This is a genomic window from Gammaproteobacteria bacterium (assembly GCA_028819075.1).
Lineage (GTDB): Bacteria > Gemmatimonadota > Gemmatimonadetes > Longimicrobiales > Gaopeijiaceae > BD2-11.
Genome location: JAPPMM010000053.1, coordinates 13260 through 31880, shown reverse-complemented (window position 1 = coordinate 31880; position 18621 = coordinate 13260). Strand labels below are relative to the sequence as shown.

General features: G+C 69.3%; 14 protein-coding genes. 12 read left to right on the top strand and 2 right to left on the bottom strand.

What is annotated here, in order from left to right; translation table 11 throughout:
* Positions 1-226 precede the first annotated feature (226 nt).
* The 3 genes from OXU32_15285 to OXU32_15275 all read left to right on the top strand — a co-directional run bounded on the left by OXU32_15285 (position 227) and on the right by OXU32_15275 (position 3157).
* The gene (locus OXU32_15285; GenBank protein MDE0075319.1) at positions 227-1387 is read left to right on the top strand and encodes a site-specific integrase; all 1161 of its coding nucleotides are present in this window, start codon (positions 227-229) and stop codon (positions 1385-1387) included.
* 203 nt (positions 1388-1590) lie between these two features.
* Positions 1591-2250 carry a hypothetical protein gene (locus OXU32_15280; GenBank protein MDE0075318.1) on the top strand — a complete coding sequence of 220 codons (660 nt, stop codon included), beginning with the start codon at positions 1591-1593 and terminating at the stop codon, positions 2248-2250.
* A 31-nt stretch (positions 2251-2281) separates the two neighbouring features.
* Positions 2282-3157 (top strand): DUF5777 family beta-barrel protein, encoded by an 876-nt coding sequence (locus tag OXU32_15275; protein ID MDE0075317.1) that lies wholly within the window; start codon positions 2282-2284, stop codon positions 3155-3157.
* Between the two features lie 36 nt (positions 3158-3193).
* Here the strand turns inward: OXU32_15275 and OXU32_15270 are convergent, their stop codons facing one another.
* Both OXU32_15270 and OXU32_15265 read right to left on the bottom strand, forming a co-directional pair.
* Positions 3194-4075 carry a type II CAAX endopeptidase family protein gene (locus OXU32_15270; GenBank protein MDE0075316.1) on the bottom strand — a complete coding sequence of 294 codons (882 nt, stop codon included), beginning with the start codon at positions 4073-4075 and terminating at the stop codon, positions 3194-3196.
* 7 nt (positions 4076-4082) lie between these two features.
* On the bottom strand, positions 4083-6104 hold the full coding sequence (locus OXU32_15265; GenBank protein MDE0075315.1) for a PQQ-binding-like beta-propeller repeat protein: 2022 nt from the start codon (positions 6102-6104) through the stop codon (positions 4083-4085).
* Between the two features lie 417 nt (positions 6105-6521).
* On the opposite strand from OXU32_15265, the gene OXU32_15260 reads away from it, so the two are divergent.
* From OXU32_15260 to OXU32_15220, 9 genes are all read left to right on the top strand, one after another.
* Positions 6522-7814 (top strand): aminotransferase class I/II-fold pyridoxal phosphate-dependent enzyme, encoded by a 1293-nt coding sequence (locus OXU32_15260; protein MDE0075314.1) that lies wholly within the window; start codon positions 6522-6524, stop codon positions 7812-7814.
* Positions 7815-7824: 10 nt separating this feature from the next.
* A complete protein-coding gene (locus OXU32_15255) occupies positions 7825-9993 on the top strand; it encodes a cation-translocating P-type ATPase (GenBank protein MDE0075313.1) in 2169 nt (722 codons plus the stop codon).
* Positions 9986-12412 (top strand): 4Fe-4S binding protein, encoded by a 2427-nt coding sequence (locus tag OXU32_15250; protein MDE0075312.1) that lies wholly within the window; start codon positions 9986-9988, stop codon positions 12410-12412. Before OXU32_15255 ends, OXU32_15250 begins: the two co-directional genes overlap by 8 nt.
* Positions 12405-13442, top strand: coding sequence for an FAD:protein FMN transferase (locus OXU32_15245; protein ID MDE0075311.1), 1038 nt, complete (start codon positions 12405-12407; stop codon positions 13440-13442). The genes OXU32_15250 and OXU32_15245 overlap by 8 nt, the downstream gene beginning before the upstream one ends.
* A gap of 38 nt (positions 13443-13480) precedes the next feature.
* On the top strand, positions 13481-14212 hold the full coding sequence (locus tag OXU32_15240; protein MDE0075310.1) for a (Fe-S)-binding protein: 732 nt from the start codon (positions 13481-13483) through the stop codon (positions 14210-14212).
* On the top strand, positions 14199-15578 hold the full coding sequence (locus OXU32_15235; protein ID MDE0075309.1) for a LutB/LldF family L-lactate oxidation iron-sulfur protein: 1380 nt from the start codon (positions 14199-14201) through the stop codon (positions 15576-15578). Before OXU32_15240 ends, OXU32_15235 begins: the two co-directional genes overlap by 14 nt.
* Positions 15575-16165: an LUD domain-containing protein gene (locus tag OXU32_15230; protein ID MDE0075308.1), complete on the top strand. Its 591-nt coding sequence runs from the start codon at positions 15575-15577 to the stop codon at positions 16163-16165. Before OXU32_15235 ends, OXU32_15230 begins: the two co-directional genes overlap by 4 nt.
* Complete coding sequence (locus OXU32_15225; protein MDE0075307.1) at positions 16162-17712, top strand: Ppx/GppA phosphatase family protein; 1551 nt, start codon at positions 16162-16164, stop codon at positions 17710-17712. Before OXU32_15230 ends, OXU32_15225 begins: the two co-directional genes overlap by 4 nt.
* Before the next feature lie 147 nt (positions 17713-17859).
* Entirely contained in the window at positions 17860-18621 is a 762-nt protein-coding gene (locus OXU32_15220; GenBank protein MDE0075306.1) for a hypothetical protein, read from the top strand.

Below are 18621 nucleotides of genomic sequence, written 5' to 3'. Positions count from 1 at the left end.
TGGTGGCGCGCGAAAGTGTCGTTCAGGGGGTCTGGGGGCATCCCCCAGCCAGAGTTTTTGTGAAACAAAATAACATCTGGCTCCTCCACAGACCGCAGAAACCAGCGGACCCGTGGCGCGCCCGCCCGAAAGCCGGCCGGGGCGCCAACTCTGGACGACGAGCCCCGTCGTCGCGAGGTTTCATTCGCGCAGATCGTGCAGCCCATCGAACGAGAGGAATCGAACGATGGCACGCACGAAAAGAAGCCGCCGGAGCTACGGCGCCGGCGAGTGGGGCCGGAACAGGGTCCGGGTGTTTCCAGACCCGAAGACCGGCCTGTTCCAGGTGGAGTGGCGCGAGAACGGGCGAAGGCTCACCCGGTCGCTCGGACACCGCGACTGGGCGAGGGCGAAACGGCAGGCGGACGAGTTCGCCGCCGGGTTCGCCGACCCGGACCTGAACGGCAAGGCGGAAGCCGAGCCGGAGCCGCTCACCCTGGAGATGCTCTTTGACATCTACGGTGAGGAGGTGACGCCCACCAAGACGCGGAAGTCCTGGCAACGGGACAGAGCCGCGATGGCGATGTTCCTCAAGTTCTTCGGCAGGGACCGAAGGCCGGAGACCCTCTCCCAGCGCGATTGGGACCGCTTCATCCGGGAGCGCCGCGCGGGCACGGTCGGCCCCAGCGGACAGCCCGTGGGCAACCGGATGATCGAATGGGACCTCACGTTCCTCATGGCGGTGCTGAACTGGGCGTCGAGGTCGAGGGACGAGCAGGGCCGCCTGCTGCTGGACAGGAACCCGCTGAAGGGGCTCAAGAAGCCCATCGAGAAGAACCCCAACCGGGTTGTTCTCACCGAAGCGGAGTACCAGGCACTGCTCGGGGTCTCGCAGCGGTTGGACTGGCGGTTCCACGTAGCCCTCGTGCTCGCGCACGAAACCGGACACCGCATCGGCGCGATTCGCAACCTGCGCTGGTCGGATGTGGACTTCGAGGGCGAGACCGTCCGCTGGCGCGCCCAGCACGAGAAGACGGGTCACGAGCACTCAACGCCCTTGACGCCCGAAGCCTTGGAAGCTCTTGAGGAGGCGCGAAGGCGCAACGCCGCGGGCGCGGACGCGCCTGTATTGCCCGCGGCGCGGAATCCCTCGGAGTGCGTGGGATCCCCGGTGGCGCGCTTCTGGTGGAAGCGGGCGGAGCACCTCGCCGGACTCGATCCGAAGCGGGGCAGGGGCTGGCACTCGCTGAGGCGGAAGTTCGCCAGCGACCTGATGGACCTGCCCCTCAAGGTGCTCTGCGAGCTCGGCGGCTGGAAGGCTGCCAAGACGGTGCTGCGCTGCTATCAGCAGCCGGACGAGGCGCAACTCAGGCAGGCAATCAGGAGCCGCCGCAGGCCGCAGGGCTGAAATCCACTCGGCGGGAACCGAACGGCGGGAAATCGCCCGCAGAATCCCGTAACTTCAATGGTCACAACAGATCCGCGCGGGATGGCAAATGCTGGGCCAGCGGGGCCACCGCAATCTGGACGACGTTCGGCGCGGGCAGGGGAGATGCCCGGAACGAGCGGACCGCGACCGGCCGTGTCGGCGAGAGTCCGCTGGACCTCGCCATGGGGCTCGTCGAGTTCGAGCGCCGGCTGGGACCGGCGGGGGGTCCGGTCGCGTTCGGATTGAGGGCCGACGCGGGGTGGGCCAGCCTTTCGACCGGCGAGGGGACGGAGACGATCGACGACCTGCGCGGGCGCGTGCACCAGGCCCGCCTCGGCCTCGACGCGCGAAGCGAGATGCGTGTCGGTGGCGCGGGACTCGCCCCGTTCGGCGCGGTGCACGTACGCCATGACGGCGGCGACGGCCGGACCGGACGCGGCGTGGAACTCTCCGGTGGGCTGCGCACACAGATCGGCGTTGTCGGCCTCGACGTGCAGGGGCGGTGGCTCGCCTTCCATTCGGCCACCCGCTACGGCGAGAGCGGCGCTGGCCTGACCTTCACCGTGGGCGGGCGCGAGGAGGAGGGATTCTCGCTGTCCGCGTCCCCCCGCTGGGGCGGCCGGACCGGAGGCGGCTTCGCCCTCTGGCAGGACCGCGCGCCGGGCATGACGCCGGGACCGGACGCCCACCCCGCAGGCTGGGCCATGGACGTGCGCGGCGCCTACCGGGCCCGGCTGAGCGGGCGGCTACTCGAAGTCGCAACCGTGTACGATCGGGCGGCGGGCGGCCAACGCCTGCAACTGACGGGACACGTCGGTCTCGCACTCGCCCATGATCGGTGACAGCGCCGTGACTTGAAAGGTAGTTATCAACATGCGGGAAATCACCACGTGCGCACGGCTCGCCTTCGCCGCTCTTGTCCTCTGCTTGACGGCTCCGGACGCGATCTCGGCTCAGAACGTTTTCGCCTCCACCCAGTCGGCGACGTTGCCGACCGCGTCCCCATCGCGCGCAGGCGACGTGCATATCGAGATCTCCCACAGGTTCGGCTACCTGTCGGGTGGCGCGAGCGAGCTTTGGGGACTCGATGGATTCGTTCTGAATCGCCTCGGCCTGGCGGTCTCGCCTCACGACCACCTCACCGTCGGGATTCTTCGCTCCAACAGCTTCGACAACTTGGAGTTCAACACTCGCTTCACCGGGCTGACCCTCGATGCCGCAGGCGGTTCGTTCGAGTTCGCGGCGCAGGCCGGAGTGGCGTGGAACCTGCAAGTCGAAGCCGGCGACGATCACGCCGGTCATCAGCATGGGACCAACATGGATGCCGGCCATCGCCACGACGACACTGCCGACCCGAACGAGATGCAGGCGTACGTCCAGGCGATCGCCAACACGATCTTCGCCGATCGACTCGCGCTCGGTGTCGTGCCCACGCTCCTGTGGAATCCCCGGATTCAGGACCACGACCCGGAGACCACCGTTTCAGTCGGCGTGCACGGCCAACTGTATCTCGACCGAATGTGGAGCCTCTTCGGCGAGTGGATCTTCAGCCAGACCCGGGAGGATCAGGAGTACGATTCCGGTTCCTTCGGCGCCGAAATCCGCACCCGCGGGCACTTCTTCAAACTGGTGGTGACCAATCAGCACCAGATGAACCCGACTCAGACCCTGGTCGGGGCCGCGGAGGACTTCTTCGACCCGGGGTCATGGCGCTTTGGGTTCAACCTCCAGCGCAGACTCCGGTTCTGATTCGCGGCTGCGTCCGGGAGGTCTGACGCCGCGACCCTACCCCCTCCTCCAGAAGGGCGCGATGAAGTGGCCCTTGCGGCCGGCCCGGACCAGGAACCAGACCCCGGTCGCCACCCCCAGGGTCACCGCGAAGATCGACGCCTCCACCCCGAACTCACCGCCTGAAAGCAGCGTGGGGCCGCTCAGCTCCGATTCGAGCAGGCCATCCATCGTCAACCCGGAGACGCGCCCGCCGAAGATGCCGCCCTGGGTGAAGTTCCAGGCGAAGTGGATGCCGACCGCGAGCCAGAGCCGCCGCGTGAGCACGTAGGCGGCGCCCAGCAGGATCCCCGCCTCCATGGCGATCGCGAACGAGCTGAACAGCGTCGCGTTGGGGTTCATCATGTGCGCGAACCCGAACATGAGCGCGGTGAGCGCCAGAGCGATCCAGGTGCCCAGGCTCTCCTCGATGATCCGGAACAGCACGCCCCGGAACAATACTTCCTCCGCATATCCGGAGGCCACGGCCATGGCGAACGTGGGCACGATGGCGCTCACGGGGTTCGATCCGGTCACCTGGTAGTATCCGAGCGCCGCGATGGCGCCGATGGTGGCTACCAGCAGACCCGCGCCGACCGCGATCCCCGCGCCCGTCTCGCGCACAGCGCCTGTACCGGACAGTTCGTCGGCGCGGCGGCGCTCCACCAGGCGGACGTAGCCCCTGTAGGCGAAGTGAACCGCGACGACCATCGGGATGACGTACTGGAGCGAGTCCTGGGACAGCGGCCCGAAGCCCAGGATCTGGTGCAGACCACCGACAACGAGTTGGACCAGGAGGATGCCCGCAACGATGGCCAGCGTGGCCAGAACGATGCGGGTTGGCCCGAACTGGAGGATCCGCTGCGGCCATCCGCGTGGCCGAGGCGAACTGGGCGTCATCCTCCCCCTACGGCAGACTCATCGCCATGAGCATGTTCGGCGCCTGGATCACGATTCGCTGCTTGCCCTCGTGCACGTAGGTCATCATGCCATAGCGCGGGTTGCCGGGGAGCTCGACCTGGCCCAGCCGCTCCCCCGTCGCCTTGTCGACGGCGTAAAGCATGGGGGTGTTGTCGCTTGCGTTGCCCGTGTACAGGAGCATGTCCGGGGTCACGATCTGCGCGGCCTGGCGCCCAGTCCCCGTGTTGGGGATATCGATCCCTTCCAGCGCGGGATGGTTGAGCACGTTGTTGGGGGTGTCGCCCACCGGGATCCACCACAGGTGCTCGCCGGTGTTCATGTCGATCGCGGTGATCTTGCTGTAGGGGGGCTTGTACATCGGCAGCCCCTGCACGCGCCCGATGCGCGCGCCGCCCAGCACCGCGAAGTCGTTGATGGTCGTGCCGGTGGGTGCCTCCACCCTCTCGTCGACCTCGTGGCCGGGCACCACCAGCCGCGACGAGCATCCCTTCTGCGAGGTCACGAAGATGACCCCGCTCTCGGGATCCACCGCGGGCGTGCCGTCGATGTTGGTGCCGCCCACGTCGCCGGGGCACCAGACGGAGCCCAGCTTGCCCTCGTCGTTGTCGCGGTGCAGCGGGGGCTGGAAAAACGGACCCCAGTCGTAGGGCTCGAGGAGGTCGAGCGCGGCCTGCCGCAGCTCGGGAGTGAAGTCGATGAGATCGTCCACGCCGAGGCCCTGCATGTCGTACGGAAGAGGCCAGGTCGGATGCGGCTGCGTCTCGGCCAGCTTCTCGCCCGGCACCTTCGACGCCGGCACCGGCTTGTCCTCGATGGGCCAGATGGGCTCGCCGGTCGCGCGGTTGAAGGCGTAGGCGAAGGACTGCTTGGTGATCTGCACGATGGCGGGGATGTCCTCGCCATCGACCGTCACGTCCACCAGGATGGGCGCGGTGGAGGTGTCGTAGTTCCAGATGTCGTGACGGACCAGCTGGTAGTGCCACACCCGCTCGCCGGTCTGCACGTCGAGCGCGATCAGGCTGGTGCTGAACAGGTTGTCGCCGGGGCGGAAGCCTCCGAAGAAGTCCTGGGTGGCGCCGTTGGTGGGGATGTAGACGAGCCCCAGCTCGGCATCCGCCGAGAGCGGCGCCCACGAGGAGATGTCGCCGGTCCACTCCCAGGCGTCGTTCTCCCAGGTCTCGTGCCCGAACTCTCCGGGCCCGGGGATCACGTCGAACTTCCACAGGAACTCGCCGGTGCGCGCGTCATAGGCGAGGATGTCGCCCGGAATGTTCTCCTGGCGAGACTGGTTGTATCCCTGCTCGGCGGAGTTGCCGACGATGATCACGCCGTTGACCACGATGGCCGGGGAAGAGCTGGTGATGTAGCCCTTCTCGAGCGGGACGCCCATGTAGTCGTCGTGCTCGTGGCCCAGGTCGTCGAGCAGATCCACGGTCCCGGTCTTGGGGAAGCCCTCAATGTCCACCGAGCCTCCGAAGCCCTCGATGGGCTCGCCGGTCTCGGCATCCAGCGCGTGCAGGAAGAAGGCGGGCGTGACCACGTAGACGATGTCGCGGCCGTCGACGTTTGCGTACGCGACGCCCTTGCCGTGGTTCTTCCGCATCGAATACTCCCAGCGGAAGGTCTCGGGCTCCACCCAGTCCCACAGCACCTTGCCGCTGGCCGGATCGGTTGCGATCACGTGCCGCTTCTCGCCGGCGACGCTGATCAGCTTGCCGTTGACGTAGATGGGGGTCGCGCGCGCGTTAACACTAGGATACGCGGAGCCGTCCCAGATCCAGTCCACCTCGAGCTGGTCGAAGTTGCCGGGGTTGATCTGCGTGAGTTCCGTGTAGCGCTGGCTGCCGGCGTTGCCGCCGATGTAGGCCCAGTCGCCCTCGGTGACCACGCTCCCGGCCGGGCCCGCATCCGAGGTCTGGGCGCACGCGCCCGCCGCGAGCGAAATGAGGGCCAGCCAGCACCAGGCGCGCGTGGCCGACGTCCGTGATTGACGGTCCTGTCCTGTCATCTTCCGCGTCCCCCTTCCAAACAGATGTTCATCGCCTCGCGCAACAGAGCGAGCATCGCAAGATGAAGATGCGGTGGGATGTGGGCAAGGCGGGCGGGGCGCCGTGGGTAAGGCGCGCAGGGCTCTTCATCGCCACCCAACCCCTCTGCACAGTGTTGCATTTTCGAAAAGGCAACAATTTGTTGCATTTTCGTATTGGCAACACCCTGCGGAGGGCGGCGAAACCGTTAGCCGATGAGTTGCCGCTGCATCTCGGCGGGAGTAGCACTTCCCGGTCTGGCGGCTAGCGCAACCGGCGCCTACCCTTCCGGTTAGTGGGGAGGGTCGCCTATCATTCCGGTCCGGGCACGGCTGCGAATGACGCCGCTGCCCGTTTCGCTCCCGACGCAACGACATCCGGAGAATTGACGAGTGGCTATGGAACTGAGCGGGTTCGCGCGGTCGCTGACGGCGGAGGCCGCCTTTACCGTGCTGGCGGTCGCCAAGCGGCTTCAGTCCGAGGGGAAGGACGTCGTGGAGCTCGAGATCGGCGACAGCCCGTTTGCGACCACGAGCGCAGCGGTCGAGGCCGGCAGGGAAGCCATCGCCGCGGGGCACACGCGCTACTGCGCCTCGCTGGGGCTCCCGGAGCTGCGCGACGCGGCGGCCCGCTACATGCGCGATGAATTCGGCGTGCCCGCGGGGCGCGAGAATGTCGTTATCGCCACCGGCACCAAGGTCTTCGAGCAGTATTTCTGCGAGGCCTTCGTGGATCCGGGGGACGGGGTGCTGGTCTTCAGCCCGTACTTTCCGACGTACGTTCCCAACATCCTCAGGCGCGGGGGGCGTCCGGTGTTCACGCCGCTTCGCCAGGGGGACGCCTTCCGCCCGAGCCTGGCCGCGGTCGAGCGATTCCTCGCCGAGGATCCCCGGCCTAGGGCCATCTTCCTGAACTCGCCCCACAATCCCACCGGGGGCGTGGCCACGGAGGAGGATTTTCGCGGGATCGCGGACCTGGTGCGGGGAACGCGTGTCGCCGTGTTCAGCGACGAGCCCTATTGCCACATGGTGTGGAAGGGGAAGCACGTGTCGCCGCTGGCGCAGCCCGGGATGATGGAGCGCTCGGTGGCCGCCTATACTTTCAGCAAGTCGTACAGCATGGGTGGCTGGCGGCTGGGGTTCGCGGTGTCGGCGCCCGAGACCGTCGAGGCCATCGGCAAGATGATCAACACGAGCGTGTCGTGCGCGCCGCCCTTCGTTCAGTTGGCGGGTGTGGCCGCGCTGGAGCGGGACGCCGGCGAGCGCGACGAGGCCATGCGCCGCTTCCGCCGCAAGGTGGAGCTGCTCACCGACGGGCTCAACGGCATCGAGGGATTCTCGTCGCTGGATCCGCACGCCACGTTCTACGTCTTCCCGAAAGTGGCGCCGGTGTGCAACCGGCTGGGCATCACCAGCCACGGCCTGGCGATGTACCTGCTGGAGGGAGCCGACGACGACTTCGGGGTCGCCTGCCTGGGCGGCGAGTGCTTCGGCGATGCCGGGGCCGGGTTCCTGCGCTTCAGCTGCGCGGCCACCGACGAGCGCCTGCGGGAGGCGCTGGACTTCATCGCCGAGGCCGTGACCCGGGAGGGCCGGGTGGCCGCTTTCCTCGACGCGCGGCCGGAGTACCGGCTGGAATCGCCCTATGCGGGAGGGGCGGTGGACCGCGAGGCCGTGGCGGCGGCGGTCTAGCCGGGCGGGAATGGTCGTGGGGCCGGGCGGCGTGATGGTGGACGGCGACGGAGGAGGCACCGCGACCGCGGTTCGCTTCCGGGTCCGGGACATGGACTGCACGCACTGCGTGACCCGCATCGAGGACGGGCTGCGCGGGGTCGACGGGGTGCTCGGGGTGGGAGCCAACCTGGTGGGCCGCACCGTGACCGTCGAGATCGATGCCGGCCGGGTCGAGACCGAGGAGGTGCGGCGCGCGATCGGACGACTCGGGCACCTTGCCGAGCCGGATACCGGCGCGCGGGAGGAGCGCGCGGCCGCGACCTGGGCGACGCGGGATGCCCGCATCACATACGCGTCGGCGGCGCTGTTCGCGGTCGGGCTCGCGCTCCAGTTGGCCGGGGTGGGGCCGCTGCTGTTCACGCTGCCGCTGAACGAGGTGCGGATTCCTTCGCTCCTGTTCGTCGCCTCGGCGCTGGTGGGCGGATGGAGGTTCATGCCGGACGGGGTGCGCGCGGCGCGCGAGCTCTCGCTGGACATGAACTTCCTGATGACGGTGGCGATCCTGGGGGCGGTCGCGATCGGGGAGTATCTGGAGGCCGCGGCCATCGCCTTCCTGTTCTCGACCGCCGAGTTGCTGGAGACCTACGCGGTGGACCGCGCGCGGGCGTCGATGGAGTCACTGATGGACCTCGCACCCAAGACGGCCGTGGTGCTGCGCGGTGGGGTGGAGGAGACGGTGCGGGCGTCGGAGGTGGCGGTCGGGGACGTGGTGGTGGTGCGCCCCGGCGAGCGGATTCCGGTCGACGGCAGCGTGGTGGAAGGGGGGTCGGCGGTGGACGAGTCGCCGCTCACCGGGGAGTCGCTCCCGGTGGAGAAGGACCTGGGCGACCCGGTATTCGCCGGCACCATCACCCGCGATGGCTTCATGCAAATCCGCACGGAGAAGCCGGCCGACTCGAGCTCGCTCGCGCGCATCGTGGAGCTGGTGGAGCGGGCGGGGGCGGAGAAGGCGAAAACGGAACGGGTGGTGACCCGGTTCGCGCGCTGGTACACGCCGGCGATCACCGTCGCGGCCGTGCTGGTGGTGGCCGTGCCGACCCTCGCGGGCGCGGATTTTATCACCTGGCTGGTGCGGGGGCTCACGCTGCTGGTGATCGCGTGCCCGTGCGCGCTGGTGATATCCACCCCGGTCGCGGTAGTGAGCGGCATCACGGCCGCCGCGCGCCGCGGGGTGCTGATCAAGGGCGGGGTCTACCTGGAGGCCATGAGCGGCGTGCGGGCCATGGCGATGGACAAGACCGGCACCCTCACGGTCGGCCACCTGGAGGTGCGCGACGTGCGCTCGACCCGGGGGGCGCCACCGGCCACGGTGCTGGCGCGCGCGGCCGCGGTGGAGGCCCGCTCGGAGCATCCCATCGCGCGCGCGATCCACGAGGAGGCGGCCAGGCGCGACATCCACACCCACTACGCCGTGCGCGACTTCGCCGCCGGCCGGGGCGAGGGTGTCGAGGCCCGCCTGGACGGCGTGCGCCACTTCGTCGGCAAGCCGGCCGTGCTGGGGATCGGCGAGGCACCCGGGGGCATGGCCGGCGACGGCCGCACGGTGGTGGTCGTGGCGGACGAGGACGGGCCGCTGGGGTGGATCTCGCTGGAGGACCGGGCCCGCAAGCAGGCGCGGGAGGCGGTGGGGCGGCTGCACGGCATGGGAATCCGCCCCGTCGTGATGCTCACCGGTGACGACGCCGCGACCGGCCGCCGGGTTGCAGGGGAGACCGGGGTGGACGACGTGATGGCCAGGCTGCTCCCGCACGAGAAGGTGGAGGCGCTCAAGGCGCTCGAGCGGGAGCACGGCCGGGTGGCGATGGTGGGCGACGGCGTGAACGACGCGCCCTCGCTCGCGGCCGCCTCCGTGGGCATCGCCATGGGCGCCGCCGGGAGCGACGCCGCCATCGACAGCGCGGACGTGGCGCTGATGGGCGACGACCTCACCCGGCTGCCCTACCTGTTCCGGCTGTCGCGCAAGTCGCGCGCGGTCATCCGCCAGAACATCACCACCGCCCTGCTGGTGAAGCTCGTTCTGGTGGTGGGCGTGCCGCTCGGGATGGTCTCGCTGATCACTGCAGTCCTGGTGGGCGACGTGGGCGTCTCGCTGCTGGTGACGGGCAACGCGCTCCGGCTCGCACGCGTGGATGCCTGAGGCGCCGGAGGGAACGACGGTGGCGCGGCTGCTCAGGGCGGCGGCCGTTCTGTGCATCCTCACGCCCGCTCCTGCCTTCGCCCAGCAAATCGCGGACGACTTCCCGTTCCCCCAGAGCCTCGTCGAAGAGGTATTGCCGGGCGCGACCTTCTTCGAGATGCGGGACGGCGACCCGCGGGTGATCGTCGGCTACGCGGCCGACGCCCCGGACGAGGACGCCCTCGTCGGATATGCCTTCCTGACATCCGACGTGCCGCCGGAGGAACTCGGCTACAACGGTCCCATCGAGGTGCTGGTGGGGATGGACCGGGAAGGGACCCTCACCGGGGTGCGGGTCACCCACTACGTCGAGTCCTACATCCGCACCCGCGGCGACTTCCTGCGCACCCCCGGCTACGAGGCGCAGTTCACGGGCAAGTCCATCTCCGACCCCTTCCGTGCCAAGCGCGATGTCCGCGTGGTGTCGAGGGCGACGATCTCGGTCTCGGCCATGTCGCGCGGCATCCGCGCATCCGCCCGCCGGGTGTACGCCAACTACCTGGCCACCCGCCCGTCCGCCGAGTCCGGCGGCTCGCTCCTGACCATCGGCATGGAGGAGCTGGAGGAGTTGTCCTGGTCCGACATGGTCGCGGGCGAGCTGGTGCCGCAGATCCATGTGCTCGAAAACGACGTCACCCGAATCGTGCTTTCCTTCGCGCACATCCGCAGCGATTCCGTCGGCGAGATGCTGGTTGGCCGGACCAGGTTCGGCGAGGTGGCGGAACAGCTCGGGGAGCGGGTGCAGGAAGACCCTCTGATGCTCGTGGGCGTCGATGGCGCGCTGGCCCTCCTTTTCTATCCGCGCACGCTCTCGCTGGTGCAGGGCGCCGACACCATCGAAATGGACAACCCTGACGTCGTCATGCTGGGCGAGCCGCGCAGCGGGATGGTACAGGGGCAGTTCCGCAACGTCGGGGTGATGGCCGTGCCGGGTTCGCTCGACGTCGAACAGGCCTTCGACATCCATTTCGATCTTCGTCCGGGCATGGGTCTCTACACGACCGCATATCCGCCTCCGCAGCTCCCGGCGCGGGTTGTGGCGGAGGATGCGCCTCCCGTGGAGGATCCTGAACCCGCGGAAGATCCTGAACCCGCGGAAGATCCTGACCCCGCGGAGCCCGTGGCCCAGGGGGGCGATCCGTTACCGGCCCCCTCCGAGCCAGCGGAAGATCCGGCGGAAGCCGGCGGGGCGGCGGGCGATGCCCCCGAAGACGTTGCGGTGACGGCGCAAGAGGACGTTGCCGTGGAGGCTGCTCCGGACGATCCGGGGATGGCGGGCGACGCCGCTCCCGCCGAAGCAGTTGCCGCGGGCGAGTCCTCATCCCCCGATGATGACCCCACGGCTGCGCCTGTCCCTGCCGACGCGACCGATGCAGCCGACGTGGCCGCAGGCGACCCCGCGCCATCCGCGAACCCGTCCGAAGCCGAGGAGAATCCGTCCGAGGCCGAGGAAAATCCTCCCGCGACGGTCCAGCCAGCGGCCCAGCCGGACCTCGATTTCTCTCTCGCCGAGGAACAGACGGTCCTCGAGCGCACGCTGGCGCGCACCTCGCCCGCCGAGGTCGCCTGGATGCTGGGCCTGCTGGCGCTGGTCACGGTGGCCTTCTTCCTGAAGCGCGACCGGCTGCGCTGGGTGGCCCTGGTGGCGACCTTCCTCTACCTGGGTTGGTTCGACGGCGGCTTCCTCTCGGTGTCGCACATCACTGCGGTCATCTCCGTGGGGCCGGCGGTGTTCCTGGAGGACATCCCGCTGCTCCTGTTCGTGGTCTTCACGGTGGTGACCACGCTGCTGGTGGGGCGCGTCTTCTGTGGGTTCCTGTGCCCGTTCGGCGTCTTGCAGGACCTCCTGGAGAAGGTGGTTCCGAGGAAGTTCAAGCGGGAACTGCCGCGCGTCCTGCACAAGCGCCTGTACCTGGTCAAGTACGTGTGCCTGGCGGCGATCCTGCTTCCGGCGCTCGCTGGGAGCCGGGCCAGCATCTTTTCCTTCTTCGAACCCTTCGGGACCGTCTTCTTCCTGAGTTCGTCCATCGTGCTGTGGGCGATCGCCGGGGGGATCCTGGTTGCCTCCGCGATCGTCCCCCGCTTCTACTGCCGCTACGCCTGCCCGCTGGGCGCGGCGCTCGCGGTCGCCTCCACGGTGTCGCCCTTCCGCATCCGCCGGGTGGAGCACTGCGACCACTGCAAGGTGTGCGAGCAGGCATGTCCCACGGGGGCCATCGAGGGGCCGCGCATCGATTTTCGCGAGTGCGTTCGCTGCAACATCTGTGAGACGAAGCTTATCGAGAAGGCCGGCGTCTGCCGCCACGACATGGATGAGGTGCGCCGCCGGCTGGTGCAGTTGAAGGTGGCGCCCGGTGCCCGGATCGAAACCGGTGCGTGAGAGCAGTGGCCGTTCCGGGGCCGAGGGCGTCTCCCGGCGCACGGCCCTCCGGATCGGCGGGGCGGCGGGCCTGCTGCTGGCGATGGGCGGCGGACTCACAGCCGCGATCCTGCGCAGGGCCGGGCTGCACAGCGCGAGCGATACCCGCACCCGCATGGGCACGCTGGTCCACGTCACCGTAGTGCACCCGGATGCATCGCGGGCGAGCGAGCTGGCCGGCGCCGCCTTCGACGAGATCGATCGGCTGGAGGCGGTCTTCAGCCGCTACCGGCCCGACACGCCGGTGTCCCGGCTCAACCGGGACGGGGTTCTCGACGACCCGCCGGCCGAGCTGGTGGCGGTGGTGCGCCGCGCCCTTCACTTCGCCGAGCTGACCGGGGGCGCCTTCGACCCCACCGTGTCTCCGCTGATCGAACTCTACCGGAGCAGCTTTGCGGAGACCGACGCGCCGCCCGCGGAAAATGCGGTAGAGGAGGCCATGTCGCGGGTCGGGCACCAGCACGTCGCGGCGGATGAGGGGCGCATCGCGTTCGCGCGCCCGGGCATGGCGCTCGCGCTCGACGGCATCGCCAAGGGGTACATCCTCGACCGGGTGGTCGAGCAGGTAACGGCCGCCGGCGCGGCCGGCGTGCTGGCCGACGGGGGCGGGGACATCTCGGCCGGGGAGGGGGAGGTGGCGGGTGCGGGATGGCCGGTGGGGGTGGAGCACCCGCGCGAGCCGGGGACGATGCTGGGGACGATCGAGGTGCGCCACCAGGGCATCGCCACCTCGGGCGACTATATGCGGGCGTACACCGCCGACCTCCGCCATCACCATATCGTCGACCCGCGCACGGGCTCCTCGCCCGACCATGCGAGTGCGGCCACGGTGGTGGCCCGCTCCGCCATGGACGCCGACGCGCTCGCCACCGCGGCCATGGTCCTGGGCCCTGCCAAGGGCATCGAGCTGCTGGAGCGCGTCGACGGCGCCGAAGGCCTGATCGTCACCAAGGACCTGGACCTGGTGCGCAGCGCCGGCCTCGCCGCCTGAAGCGCTCGATATCCATGTCCGAGTCGCCCGCTGCCCCCGTGCGCGCATCCCTGTTCGTCACCTGTCTGGGCGACCACTTCTACGCCGATGCCGCCGCCTCGGCCGTGCGCCTGCTGCGCAAGCTGGGCGTGGAGGTCGACTTTCCGGAGGCGCAGACCTGCTGCGGACAGCCGGCCTTCAACGCGGGCCGGGATGCCGAGGCGCGCCGCATGGCTGTGCACACCATTGAGGTCTTCCGCGAGAGCGAGTACGTGGTGCTTCCCTCGGGGAGCTGCGCCTGCATGCTCCGGCGCTTCTACGCTCATCTCTTCCACGATGACGACCTGTCGGGGCAGGCGGCCGACCTCGCCGGGCGCACCTTCGAGCTGGCGGAGTTCCTGGTGCGGGTGCTCGGGGTGACGAAGCTCGGGCGCGGCCTGGAGGGACGCCGGATCGCGTACCATCACGGGTGCCACGCCCTGCGCGAGCTGGGCATCCGGGAAGAGCCGCTTGAACTGCTGGACAGCGCCGGGGCCGAAGTGGTGCCCTGGGAGGCGGCGGAGGAGTGCTGCGGCTTCGGGGGCCTGTTCTCGGTGAGCTTCCCGCAGGTGTCCGCGGGGATGGCCGACCGCAAGCTGGACACGCTCGCCGCGGAGCAGGTCGACTTCCTGACCTCCGCCGACTGCGGCTGCCTGCTCCAGCTCTCGAGCCGCCTGCGGAAGCGCGGGCAGGACCTCGCCGTGCGCCATCTTGCCGACGTTCTCTGGGAGGCAGCCGGTGCAGATTCATAGCCGAGAGTACCCGAAGCGGGCGCGCGAAGGCGGGGATGTGCGCGCCTCGGTGACCGGGGCGACGCTGTCGTTCGACGCGCGCCGCCGGGCCGCGTTCGCGGGGGTGGCCGCGGAGGAATGGCGGGTCTGGGCCGAAGGGGTGAAGACGCACCTGCTGACCCACCTGGACCGGTACCTGGAGGAAGCCGAGAAGCGGCTCGAAGCCAACGGCGCCGAAGTCCACTGGGCCGGGTCGCAGGAGGACGTGCACCGCATCCTCTCCGACATCTTCGAGCGCCGGGGCGCGCGGCGGGCGGTCAAGGGCAAGAGCATGCTCTCCGAGGAGCTCGAGGTGAACGAGCTGCTGGAGAAGCGGGGCGTCGACGTGCTCGAGACCGACTTGGGGGAGTACATCCTGCAGCTGCTCGAACAGCCGCCCAGCCACATTGTCGGCCCCGCCATCCACCTGAGCCTGGACGAGATCCGCCGGCTGTACCACGAGACTCACGGGACGGAGCTGGATGCGACGCCCGACGAGCTGGCGGGGGTCTCGCGGCTGATCCTGCGCGAGGCCTTTCTCGCGGCCGACGTGGGCATCACCGGGGGGAACTTCCTGGTGGCGGAGACCGGCACCGTGGCGCTCATCGAGAACGAGGGCAACATCCGGCTCACCACCTCGGCGCCGCCGGTGCATGTGGCGCTGGTGGGCATCGAGAAGCTGCTGCCGCGCTGGAGCGACCTGGCGGTGTTTCTGCAGCTCACGGCGCGGGCGGCGACCGGACAGCCGGTGGGGAACTACGTCTCCATGATCCACGGTCCCAGGACCGCGGAGGACCTCGACGGCCCGGAGGAGGTGCACGTCGTGCTGGTAGACAACGGCCGCACCGACGTGCTCGCCGACCCGGAGGCGTGGGAGGCGCTCCGCTGCGTGCGTTGCGGCGCCTGCCTCAACGCCTGCCCCGTGTACCGCCAGACGGGCGGGCACGCCTACGGGGCCGTCTACTCGGGCCCCATAGGATCGGTGCTGAACCCCGGGCTGGCCGGGCTGCACGCGGCCATGCCGCTCCCCTTCGCGTCCAGCCTGTGCGGCGCCTGCGAGGAGGCCTGCCCGGTGCGCATCCCCATCCCCGAGCTGCTCCTGAGCTGGCGCCGGCGGGCGGTGGAGGCGGGGATGGACTCCCGCGCCAAGGCGGGCCTGCTGAAGGCGTGGACGGCGGTCGCCACCCGGCCAGGACTGTACCGGGCCGCCGGGGGCATGCTGCACGCGCTCCCCGAACCGGTGCGCCGCGTACCCCTGCCGGTGGTGAGCGGCTGGCGCGAGGTGCGCAAGGATCCGGAGCCGTCGCGGGCCTCGTTCCGCGAGCTCTGGCGGGAGGGTATCGAGTGAGGGAGCGGATTCTAGAGCGGGTGCGGCGCGCGCTCCGGGACCGGCCGCGGGCGCCTCATCCGGGCGAGCTGAGCACGGCGGCGACCGATGCCCCCACGCCGGTGGAGCACTTCGCGGAGTGCTTCCGGGCGGCGGGGGGCGAGGTGCACCGCTTCGCCGACGCGGACGCGGCGCGCCGGTGGCTGCACGGGTTCGCCGCCCATTTCGCGAGCGTCAGCCACGGGACCGGCGTTCCCGCGATCCTGGCGTTGCCGGCACCCGAGGCGCCGCCCCGGGAGGCCGCGCTGGGGGTGTCGGTTGCGCGCGCGGCGGCCGCCCAGTCCGGGTCGCTGGTGCTGAGCAGCCGGGACGGGCGGCGCACCCAACTGCTCCCGCCGGTGCACGTGGTGCTGGTGGACGCCGGCACGGTTGCCGGCACCCTCGGCGAGGCGCTGGCCGCGTGCCGCGACGACGGTGGCGCCGCGCTGGCGCTGCACTCCGGTCCCAGCAAGTCGGCCGACATCGGCCAGGTCATGGTGACCGGAGTCCACGGACCCGGCCGCGTGATCGCGCTCCTCCTCGACGAATGGCCGGGGCCCGGACCATGACCAATCAGAACGGTTCCGACGCCCAGGTTGAATTCCCGATCCGACTTGCCTGCGTCGACACGGGGTCGAACGGAATCCGGTTCATGGCCGTGGAGTTCACGTCACCGGCCAGGTACGCCACGCTTCATTCGGAGCGGGTGCCGATTCGGCTGGGGCACCAGGTCTTCCTCACCGGCCGGCTGGCTCCCGAGACCATGGACGCCACGGTCGAGGCCTTCCAGCGCTTCCGGGGATACCTGAAGCAATTCGACATCGAACACTACAGGGCGGTCGCGACCAGCGCAGTGCGCGAAGCGCGCAACGGGCCTCTCCTCGTCGAGAGGATCGCACGCGAGACCGGGATCAGGCTGAAGGCCATCACCGGATCCGAGGAGGCGAGGCTGGTGCACCTGGCGGTCGCGGCGCGCATCGGCCTGGAGGGCGGCCGCTGGCTGCTCGTGGACCTCGGCGGCGGCAGCGTCGAGCTCTCGCTGGTGGACGACTCGGGCATGCTCTGGAGCGAAACCCATTCGATGGGTTCGGTCCGTCTGCTGGAACGGCTGGCCGAGCCCGGCAGCGAGCCCGGGGCGTTTCAGCGACTGCTCTCCGAGTATGTGGCGGTCATGAACATTCCGGCGCCCGCGCAATACTGGCAGCCGACCGGGTTCATCGGTTGTGGAGGAAACATAGAGGCCCTGGCCGCGCTGGCCGCCCCCGGCAAGACGAAGGACGGTGTCAGCAGACTGCCCGTGTCGGGCCTGGATTCCGCTATCGGGCTCCTCGCGCGCCTGTCGTATTCGGAGCGAATCGAACAACTGGGGCTGAGGCACGACCGCGCGGACGTCATATTGCCCGCCGCCGTGGTCTTCAGGCGACTGGCGGAGCTTACCGGCACGCGGGAGATCCTGGTTCCGCACATCGGGGTGAAGGAGGGCGTGACGCTCGACCTCATGGCCGACCTCAATTCCAGGGCCACCAACGACAGCCGGCAGGAGAAGCAACTTACGCAGGCCGCGGTGTCGTTCGGGCGCCGCTACATGTTCGACGAGGCCCATGGCCGTCATGTCGCAAGGCTGGCGGTCAGCGTATTCGACCAGCTCGAGTCCCTGCACGGACAGGGGTCCCATGCACGGCATCTCCTGAAAGTTGCGGCAATCCTGCACGATATCGGCGTGTTCGTCGCGATGAAAAAACACCACAAGCACACGCTCTATATTCTCGGCAACTCGGAAATACCGGGCCTTTCGCCGCGCGAGCTGGCAATTGTGGGGAACGTCGCGCGCTATCATCGCAAGAGCCATCCCAGGTCGCATCACCGGGCATATGCGTCACTGGCCCCGGCGGATCGAGTGCTGGTCGACCACCTGGGCGCGATCCTGCGCCTGGTTGACGGTCTGGACCGGCAGCGCCGTCAGCTTATCCGCTCGGTCACGGCCACCCTGGACGGGCGCAGTCTCCGCTTGAGCGCCGACTGTGCCGGCGACGTGCTGCTGGAGCGCTGGACCGTGGATCAGAAGAAAGGCCTCTTCGAGGAAACCTTCGGGCTCCAGGTCGTCATTGATTTCTGAACCCGGTGACGCCGGGGACATCCGCGCGCCGCCGAATCATATTCGCATCAGCACTGACAGATATTGCGTTCCACTTTGTCACACCTTATCGTTTGCGCTGGCAAAGGATGTCCTGGCTGGTTCATCGTTACACGGGAGAGTTGATCGATGGTCGCGACCGATACTGAAGTAATGGGCTGGGTTGAGAAGCAATTGCAGGACAATCCGGAAGTGACGGTAGATGAGCTGTTCGAGGGCGCGAAGATCCTCCAGCCCGATGTGGCCGAACTGAACAAGCGCCAGTTTCACGCGCGCTATCCGCTTCAGGTAAAGCGGCGGGCCAAGAGGGCCGCGGCGGCGGCAGCCGCTGCTGAAGCTGCTTCGGAGGCTGCCGCGGAAGCCGCTGCCGCGCCCGCCGAGGCTCCGGCCCCGGCCCCGGCGCCTGCGAAGGGCAAGACGACGACGGACGCCGAAGTCATGAGCTGGGTCGAGGGACAGTTGAAGGACAATCCCGACGTTTCGGTGGACGAACTGCTCGCGGGCGCGGTCAAGTTGAATGCCGGAATCGCGGAGCTGACCAAGCGCCAGTTCCACGCGCGCTATCCCCTTCAGGTGAAGCGGGCCGCCCGCCGGGCGGCGGATGCAGCGGCCGGCATCAAGCCCCGCCGCCGCCGCCGCAAGCCTGCGGCCCCTGCGCCCGAGCCCGAGCCGGCTGCTGCAGCACCCGCTCCTGCTCCCGAACCGGAGCCTGCTCCCCAGCCAGAGCCGGTCCCCGAGCCCGCAGCGGCACCGGCCCCCGCGGGCATCGACCGCGAAGCTGTTCGCAAGGTGATGTTCGACCTTGTGGCAGATATCACCGCGGCGGAAGGAACGTCGGGCGTGGTGAGGGTGCTCGCGGCCATGGACGACTACATCGACCGCATCGGTTAG

What these genes read in the sequence shown, in the direction of transcription:
- OXU32_15285 (MDE0075319.1), top strand. Translation starts at nt 227, where the DNA reads ATGGCACGCACGAAAAGAAGCCGCCGGAGCTACGGCGCCGGCGAGTGG.
- OXU32_15280 (MDE0075318.1), top strand. Translation starts at nt 1,591, where the DNA reads ATGGGGCTCGTCGAGTTCGAGCGCCGGCTGGGACCGGCGGGGGGTCCG.
- OXU32_15275 (MDE0075317.1), top strand. Translation starts at nt 2,282, where the DNA reads ATGCGGGAAATCACCACGTGCGCACGGCTCGCCTTCGCCGCTCTTGTC.
- OXU32_15270 (MDE0075316.1), bottom strand. Translation starts at nt 4,075, where the DNA reads ATGACGCCCAGTTCGCCTCGGCCACGCGGATGGCCGCAGCGGATCCTC.
- OXU32_15265 (MDE0075315.1), bottom strand. Translation starts at nt 6,104, where the DNA reads ATGACAGGACAGGACCGTCAATCACGGACGTCGGCCACGCGCGCCTGG.
- OXU32_15260 (MDE0075314.1), top strand. Translation starts at nt 6,522, where the DNA reads ATGGAACTGAGCGGGTTCGCGCGGTCGCTGACGGCGGAGGCCGCCTTT.
- OXU32_15255 (MDE0075313.1), top strand. Translation starts at nt 7,825, where the DNA reads ATGGTCGTGGGGCCGGGCGGCGTGATGGTGGACGGCGACGGAGGAGGC.
- OXU32_15250 (MDE0075312.1), top strand. Translation starts at nt 9,986, where the DNA reads ATGCCTGAGGCGCCGGAGGGAACGACGGTGGCGCGGCTGCTCAGGGCG.
- OXU32_15225 (MDE0075307.1), top strand. Translation starts at nt 16,162, where the DNA reads ATGACCAATCAGAACGGTTCCGACGCCCAGGTTGAATTCCCGATCCGA.
- OXU32_15220 (MDE0075306.1), top strand. Translation starts at nt 17,860, where the DNA reads ATGGTCGCGACCGATACTGAAGTAATGGGCTGGGTTGAGAAGCAATTG.